Consider the following 7169-nt stretch of genomic DNA (forward strand, 5'->3'; position numbering starts at 1 on the left):
CGAGCGATCGACGAAAGACCCCATGGATCTGCAATTCACCCCCCAGGAGGAAGCCTTCCGCGACGAAGTGCAGGCCTTCCTGAAAGAGCACCTGCCTGCCGACCTCTCGCACAAGGTGCGCGCCGGCCTGCGCCTGGACAAGGCCGACATGGAGCGCTGGCACGCGATCCTGAACGCGCGCGGCTGGCTCGCGAACCACTGGCCCGAGCAGTACGGCGGGCCGGGCTGGAGCGCCGTGCAGAAGTTCATCTTCGAGAACGAGTGCGCACTGGCGGGTGCGCCGCGCATCGTGCCCTTCGGCGTGAACATGCTGGGCCCGGTGCTCATCAAGTACGGCAGCGAAGCGCAGAAGCAGTACTGGCTGCCGCGCATCCTGAGCGGCGAGGACTGGTGGTGCCAGGGCTATTCGGAGCCCGGCGCGGGATCGGACCTGGCCTCGGTCAAGACCACCGCCGTGCTGAAACGGGACGAGGAGGGCGACCACTACGTCGTCAACGGCCAGAAGACCTGGACCACGCTCGGCCAGCACGCCAACATGATCTTCTGCCTGGTGCGCACCGACCGCGAGGCCAAGGCGCAGTCGGGCATCAGCTTCCTGCTGGTGGACATGCGCTCGCCCGGCGTCGAGGTGCGCCCGATCATCACGCTGGACGGCGAGCACGAGGTGAACGAGGTGTTCTTCACCGACGTGAAGGTGCCGGCCGGGAACCTGGTGGGCGAGGAGAACAAGGGCTGGACCTACGCCAAGTACCTGCTGACCTACGAGCGCACCAACATCGCCGGCGTGGGCTTCTCGGTGGCCGCGCTGGAGAAGCTCAAGCGCGTGGCCGCCACCGTGCAGTGCAACGGCCGCCCGCTCGCGCAGGACCCGCTGTTCGCCGCGCGCCTCGCCCGCGTGGAGATCGACCTGGAGAACATGAAGACCACCAACCTGCGCGTGATCGCCGCGGTGGCCGGCGGCGGCGTGCCGGGCGCGGAAAGCTCCATGCTGAAGATCCGCGGCACCGAGATCCGCCAGGAGATCCTCTCGCTCACGCGCCGCGCCATGGGGCCTTATGCGCTGCCCTTCGAGGAAGAGGCGCTGCACGCCGGCCACGAAGATTTGGCCGTGGGGCCGGAAGGCGCCGCTGCCGCCGCGGCGAACTACTTCAACTACCGCAAGCTGTCGATCTTCGGCGGCTCCAACGAGATCCAGAAAAACATCATCTCCAAGATGATCCTCGGACTGTGACGCCATGAATTTCGAACACACCGAAGACCGCCGCATGCTGGCGGACACGCTGGACCGCTTCATCGCCGGGCAGGCCGGCATCGAGCAGCGCAACCATGCCGCCTACGGCGCGCAGGGCCACAGCCCCGCGCTGTACCGTGGCTTCGCCGACCTGGGCGCCATCGGCGCGCTGTTCACCGAGGCCGATGGCGGTTTCGGCGGCGCGGGCTTCGACGTCAGCGTGGTGTTCGAGCGCCTGGGCCGCGGCCTGGTGGCCGAACCCCTGCTGGGCGCCCTGGTGGTGGGCCGCGCCGTGGCGGCGGCCGGCAGCGATGCGCAGAAAGACACCGTGCTGGCGCCGCTGATGGCCGGCGAGGCCGTGGCCGCGCTGGCGCACGACGAGCCGGGCGGGCACTACGAGCCGACGCGCGTGGCGGCCAACGCACGCCGCGCGGGCGATGGCTGGGTGATCGACGGCACCAAGGGCGTGGTGCTGTTCGGCGACAGCGCCGGCTGGCTGCTGGTATCGGCCCGCACGGGCGGCGGCAGCTTCGATGCCGCGGGCATCTCGCTCTTCCTCGTGCCGGGCGATGCCGCGGGCCTCACGCGCCAGGCCAATAGCCGCATCGACGGCGGCCGCACGGCCGAACTGGTCTTCACGAACGTGGCCGTGGGCGCGGACGCGCTGCTGGGCGCGGAAGGCGAGGGAGCCGCGCTGCTGGAGCGCGCCGTGGGCTGGGGCCTGCTGGCGCTCTGCGCCGAGGCCGTGGGCGCGATGGACGTGGCCAAGGAACACACGCTGGAATACCTGCGCACCCGCAAGCAGTTCGGCGTGCCGATCGGCAGCTTCCAGGCGCTGCAGCACCGCATGGCCGATCTGCTGCTGGAGGTGGAGCAGGCCCGCTCGGCCGTCATCAACGCCGCGGCCGCGATCGACGGCGCCGACCGCACCGCGCGCGAGCGCGCGCTCTCGGCCGCCAAGTTCAGCATCGGCCGCATCGGCACGCTCGTGGCCGAGGAAAGCATCCAGATGCATGGGGGCATCGGCATGACCTGGGAGCTGCCGCTGGCGCACTATGCGAAGCGGCTGGTGATGATCGACCACCAGCTGGGCGATGAAGATCACCACCTGGCACGCTACATCGAGTTCAGCCAACCGGCGTAAAACGAGAAGGAGCCCGCCCAATGACGGAGACGACCGCGCCCCTGCTGCAGCGCCGCGAGGGCGCCGTGCTGGTGCTCAGCAACAACAACACCGCCGCGCGCAACGCGCTGTCGCCCGCGTTCTACGCCGCGCTGACCGAGGCGCTGGCCGCAGCGCAGCAGGATCCCGCGGTGGGCGCCATCGTGCTCACGGGCGAAGGCGGACACTTCTGTGCGGGCGGCGACCTGCGCCAATTGGCGAAGCGGCGCGAGCTGCCCATCGAAGAGCGCCGCGCCAAGCTCGAAGGCCTGCACGATCTGATCCGCGCGGTGCGCGGCAGCGGCAAGCCGGTGATCGCGGCCGTGGAAGGCGCGGCGGCCGGCGCGGGCCTGTCGCTGGCGCTGGCCTGCGACATGCTGGTGGCGGCGCGCAATGCCGTCTTCTCGGTGGCCTACGTGAAGGTGGGCCTCACGCCCGATGGCGGCGCGACGGCCTTCCTGGCCGAATTCGTCTCGCGCCAGGTGCTGACGGAGCTGTGCCTGACGGGCGAGCGCATCTCGGGCGAACGCCTGCATGCCCTCGGCGCCGTCAACCGCCTGGCCGAGCCGGGCGAGGCGCTGGCCGGTGCGCTGGCACTGGCCGCCAGCCTGGCGAACGGGCCGCAGCAGGCCATGGCGCGCATCAAGGCGCTGTGCCTGGCGGCGCCCCAGGCCACGCTGGAAGAGCAGCTGGAGAGCGAGGCGCAGAGCATGGTGCTGTCGCAGGAAACCGAAGAGTCGCGCGAAGGCATCTCCGCCTTCCTGGAAAAGCGCGCGCCCGATTACGTGCGACTGCGCGGCCCTGCGGCCTGACGTGCTCCCGGTGCCGGGTCGCGCAGGGGGCAGCGGCCACGCCGCCCGCCGCACCACAATGAACGAATGACTGGAGACAAGACATTGAACGCCACCACCCCTGACACCGCATCGCCGGACGGCATCGACTTTCCGCTGGAGGGCGTGCGCGTGCTCGATCTCTCGCGCGTGTTCGCCGGGCCGCTGTGCGGCCAGGTGCTGGCCGACTTCGGCGCCGAGGTGGTGAAGGTGGAGCATCCCGGCCGCGGCGACGACACGCGCGACTGGGGCATGCGCATCGGCAAGACCGAGACCACCTACTACAACAGCATGAACCGCAACAAGCGGTCGATCACGCTGGACCTGCAGAGCCCCGAGGGCGCGAAGATCGTTCACGAACTGCTGCCGCTCATCGATGTGGTGATCCACAACTTCAAGACCGGTGGCGCCGAGAAGCTGGGCCTGGGCTACGAACAGCTCAAGGCGATCAAGCCCGACCTGATCTACTGCGCCGTGGCCGGCTACGACGTGACCGGCCCGGAGGCCAAGCGGCCGGGCTACGACCTGGTGATCCAGGGCGAGACGGGACTCATGGCGCTCAACGGCGAGGCGGGCCAGCCGCCGCTGAAATTCGGCGTGGCCGTGGTGGACCTGATGACCGGCATGTACGCCGCGCAGGCCGTGCTGGCGGCCCTGTTCCAGCGCAGCCGCACTGGCCGTGGCCGCCTGATCGAGATGGCGCTCTACGACTGCGGACTCATGGTCACCGGCTACTACGGGCTCGATGCGATGCAGCTGGGGCACGATCCGGCACGCTACGGCAATGCCCACCCGTCCATCGTGCCCTACGGCATGTTCGAGGCGGCCGATGGCCCGCTCATCATCGCCGTGGGCAACAACGCGCAGTTCGACAAGTTCTGCCGCCAGGTGATCGAGCGGCCCGACATCGTGGAAGACCCGCGCTTCGCGACCAACGTGCAGCGCGCGAAGAACCGGCACGAGATCGGCCCGATGCTCACCGAGCTGATCCGCAGCTTCCCGCGCGACGTGCTGCTGGAGCGCATGACCGCCTGCGGCATTCCCTGCGGCAAGGTCGCCGGCCTGCACGAAGCGCTCACCAGCGAGCGCACGCGGCGCGGCGGCCTGCTGCAGGACATGCCGCACCCCGTGGTGGGCACCACGCCCGTGTTCGCGCCGCCTTACCGCATCGACGGCCAGCGCCTGCCCATCCGCCACGCGCCGCCCACGCTGGGCGAAGGCACGCGCGAAGTGCTGCAGCGCCTGCTGCAGCTGAGCGACGAACAACTGCAGGGCCTGCAGCAGCGCGGCGTGCTGACCTTGCCGGAGGCGCCCCTGCCGCCCGGCTGATTTCCCCCCGCCGGCCCGGTGCAGCAGGCCGCCCGCAGAGGCGGCGCACCGGGGCCGATCTTCCCCAGAGAACCCCCGGAGACAACACCATGACAGGTTCCCGATTCAACCGCCGCGCCGTGCTGCACGGCATGGCCGCGCTCGGCGGCGCCGGCTGGCTGGGCACGGCCCCCGCCCAGACCTCGAAAGCGGCCGCCTGGCCCACCAAGCCGATCAAGCTCATCGTGCCGTTCAACGCCGGCGGCGCTACCGACATCATCGCCCGCAGCGTGGGCGAAGCCCTGTCGCAGCGCCTGGGCCAGCCGGTGGTGGTGGACAACCGGGGCGGCGCCGCGGGCATCCTGGGCACCGACATGGTCGCCAAGGCCGCGCCCGACGGCACCACGCTGCTGCTCTCGCTCAGCACCTCGATGCTGATCAACCAGTTCCTCTACACCAAGCTGCCCTACGACCCGCAGAAGGACCTGACGCTGATCACGCAGATCGCGGCCGCGCCCGTCACGCTGGTGGTGCACCCTTCGGTGCCCGCGAGCAACATGAAGGAACTGCTCGCCTACGTGAAGGCGAACCGGGGCAAGGTCTCGTACGGCTCCTGGGGCGTGGGCTCGTACGCGCACCTGGGCGGCGCCTACATGAGCAAGACGCAGGATGCCGACATGGCCCACGTCGCCTACAAGGGCGAGGCGCCCATGATCCAGGACTTGATCGGCGGGCAATTGCAGCTGTGCTTCTCCAGCGCGCAGAACACCAAGCCCTTCATCGATTCGGGCCGCCTGAAGGCCATCGGCGTGACCGGCATGCAGCGCATGGACATCCTGCCCCAGTTGCCCACGATCCACGAGCAGGGCGTCACGGACGATGCCTATGCCGTCTTCGGCTGGGTCGCCATGGGCGGCCCCGCGAACCTGCCCAGGGAAGTGATGGACGTGCTCCAGGCGCACCTGCGCGAGATCGCCCGCGATCCGAAGCTGCTCGAGCGCATCCGCGGCGCGGGCTTCATGCCGCTCATGAACAGCCCCGAAGCCTTCCAGGCCAACTATCGCCGCGACATGCCGGTCTGGAAGGCCCTGGTCGAGGCGGCCGGCGCCAAGCTCGACTGACCATGAGGAGGGCCTGCGCGCAGCCGCGCCAGCCCCGTGCCCGGTGAGTGCGGGCCCCTGCCACGGCGGCGCTGGAATGGCGCCGCATCCATTGTTCTTTCCCTGCTTTTCCTGAACCCAGAACCGAACCGGAGACCCGACGAATGCCTTTGTTCCCCACCGCCCCCCTGGCCCGCGCCACCCGCCGCACGCTGCTGGGCCTCGCCGCCGCCGGGCCGCTCGCGCTGCTGTCGGCCGGCCACGCCGGGGCGCAGCCGTCCGCGCCGGCCGGCGCCTGGCCCGGCAAGATGATCCGGCTGGTAGTGCCGTTTCCCGCGGGCGGGCCCACCGACACGGCGTCGCGCATCGTGGGGCAGAAGCTGGCCGAGCGGCTCGGCCAGGCCGTGGTGGTGGACAACCGGCCGGGCGCCTCGGGCTCGATCGCCGCGCTGCAGGTGGCCAAGTCCGATCCCGACGGCTACACGCTGATGATGCTGGCCACGCCCACGCTGCTGGCGCCGCACCTCTACAAGAAGACCGGCTACGACACGCTGAAGGACTTCACGCCCGTGGCCACGGTGTACGACCTGCCGATCGTGGTGGTGGTCAATCCCGCGCAGTTGCCCGACGTGAAGACCCTGACGCAGCTCATCGCCCACGCCAAGGCGCAGAAGACGCCGATGAACTACACCAGCTCGGGCACCGGCAGCTTCGGCCACCTGAGCATGGAACTGCTCAAGCAGATGGGCGGCTTCGACATGCAGCACGTGCCCTACAAGGGCGGCGTGCCCGCGATCACCGACACCATCGGCGGCCAGGTGCCGGTGATGTATGCCGACCTCGTGGCCGCGCTGCCGCACGTGCAGGCCGGCAAGCTGCGCGCCCTCGCCGTGGGCTCGCCGCGCCGCGTGGCGATGCTGCCCGACGTGCCGACGATCGCCGAGCAGGGCTTCCAGGGCTACGACGCGGTGTCGTGGGGCGGCCTGATGGCACCGCGCGGCACGCCGAAGGCGGTGGTGGACCGCGTGGCCGGCGAGGTGCGGCAGATCCTGGCCGAGAAGGACGTGCAGGACCGGCTGCTGGGCGCAGGCGCGATCGCGCACTTCCAGGACCCGGCGCAGATGGCCGAGCGCGTGCGGCAGGATTACGCCAAGTGGGGCGGGATCATCCGCGACAAGGGCATCGCATCCGAGTGACCGTACGTTCCGGTCCCTTCTTTCCTTTCTTCTTCCATCCTTTATCCATCGAGGTCATCCCATGAAAATCCTGGTCCCCGTCAAGCGCGTGGTGGACTACAACGTGAAGGTCCGCGTGAAGTCGGACAACACGGGTGTGGACATCGCGAACGTGAAGATGAGCATGAATCCGTTCGACGAGATCGCGGTGGAAGAGGCGGTGCGGCTGAAGGAAAAGGGCGTGGTCACGGAAGTGATCGCCGTTTCCTGCGGCGTCACGCAATGCCAGGAGACGCTGCGCACGGCGATGGCGATCGGTGCGGACCGCGCGATCCTGGTGGAGACTGCCGAAGAGCTGCAGCC

General features: G+C 69.7%; 7 protein-coding genes. All 7 read left to right on the top strand.

Translation table 11 applies throughout. The annotated features are described in order from the left end of the window. Positions 1 to 22 precede the first annotated feature (22 nt). Positions 23 to 1231, top strand: a complete 1209-nt coding sequence (locus tag T336_RS0118175; protein WP_026433619.1) for an acyl-CoA dehydrogenase family protein — start codon at positions 23 to 25, stop codon at positions 1229 to 1231. A 4-nt stretch (positions 1232 to 1235) separates the two neighbouring features. Further along, positions 1236 to 2375, top strand: a complete 1140-nt coding sequence (locus T336_RS0118180; RefSeq protein WP_026433620.1) for an acyl-CoA dehydrogenase family protein — start codon at positions 1236 to 1238, stop codon at positions 2373 to 2375. 20 nt (positions 2376 to 2395) lie between these two features. Further along, positions 2396 to 3205: an oxepin-CoA hydrolase, alternative type gene (locus T336_RS0118185; RefSeq protein WP_026433621.1), complete on the top strand. Its 810-nt coding sequence runs from the start codon at positions 2396 to 2398 to the stop codon at positions 3203 to 3205. Positions 3206 to 3271: 66 nt separating this feature from the next. After that, on the top strand, positions 3272 to 4552 hold the full coding sequence (locus T336_RS0118190; protein WP_051647313.1) for a CaiB/BaiF CoA transferase family protein: 1281 nt from the start codon (positions 3272 to 3274) through the stop codon (positions 4550 to 4552). Positions 4553 to 4641: 89 nt separating this feature from the next. Further along, positions 4642 to 5652: a Bug family tripartite tricarboxylate transporter substrate binding protein gene (locus T336_RS0118195; protein ID WP_026433623.1), complete on the top strand. Its 1011-nt coding sequence runs from the start codon at positions 4642 to 4644 to the stop codon at positions 5650 to 5652. Positions 5653 to 5795: 143 nt separating this feature from the next. After that, entirely contained in the window at positions 5796 to 6827 is a 1032-nt protein-coding gene (locus tag T336_RS0118200; RefSeq protein ID WP_035226472.1) for a Bug family tripartite tricarboxylate transporter substrate binding protein, read from the top strand. 61 nt (positions 6828 to 6888) lie between these two features. Beyond that, positions 6889 to 7169, top strand: a 281-nt coding sequence (locus tag T336_RS0118205; protein ID WP_026433625.1) for an electron transfer flavoprotein subunit beta/FixA family protein, incomplete at its 3' end; no start/stop codon positions are given.

This window comes from Paracidovorax oryzae ATCC 19882 (assembly GCF_000687165.1).
Lineage (GTDB): Bacteria > Pseudomonadota > Gammaproteobacteria > Burkholderiales > Burkholderiaceae_C > Paracidovorax > Paracidovorax oryzae.

What these genes read in the sequence shown, in the direction of transcription:
- T336_RS0118175 (WP_026433619.1), top strand. Translation starts at nt 23, where the DNA reads ATGGATCTGCAATTCACCCCCCAGGAGGAAGCCTTCCGCGACGAAGTG.
- T336_RS0118180 (WP_026433620.1), top strand. Translation starts at nt 1,236, where the DNA reads ATGAATTTCGAACACACCGAAGACCGCCGCATGCTGGCGGACACGCTG.
- T336_RS0118185 (WP_026433621.1), top strand. Translation starts at nt 2,396, where the DNA reads ATGACGGAGACGACCGCGCCCCTGCTGCAGCGCCGCGAGGGCGCCGTG.
- T336_RS0118190 (WP_051647313.1), top strand. Translation starts at nt 3,272, where the DNA reads ATGACTGGAGACAAGACATTGAACGCCACCACCCCTGACACCGCATCG.
- T336_RS0118195 (WP_026433623.1), top strand. Translation starts at nt 4,642, where the DNA reads ATGACAGGTTCCCGATTCAACCGCCGCGCCGTGCTGCACGGCATGGCC.
- T336_RS0118200 (WP_035226472.1), top strand. Translation starts at nt 5,796, where the DNA reads ATGCCTTTGTTCCCCACCGCCCCCCTGGCCCGCGCCACCCGCCGCACG.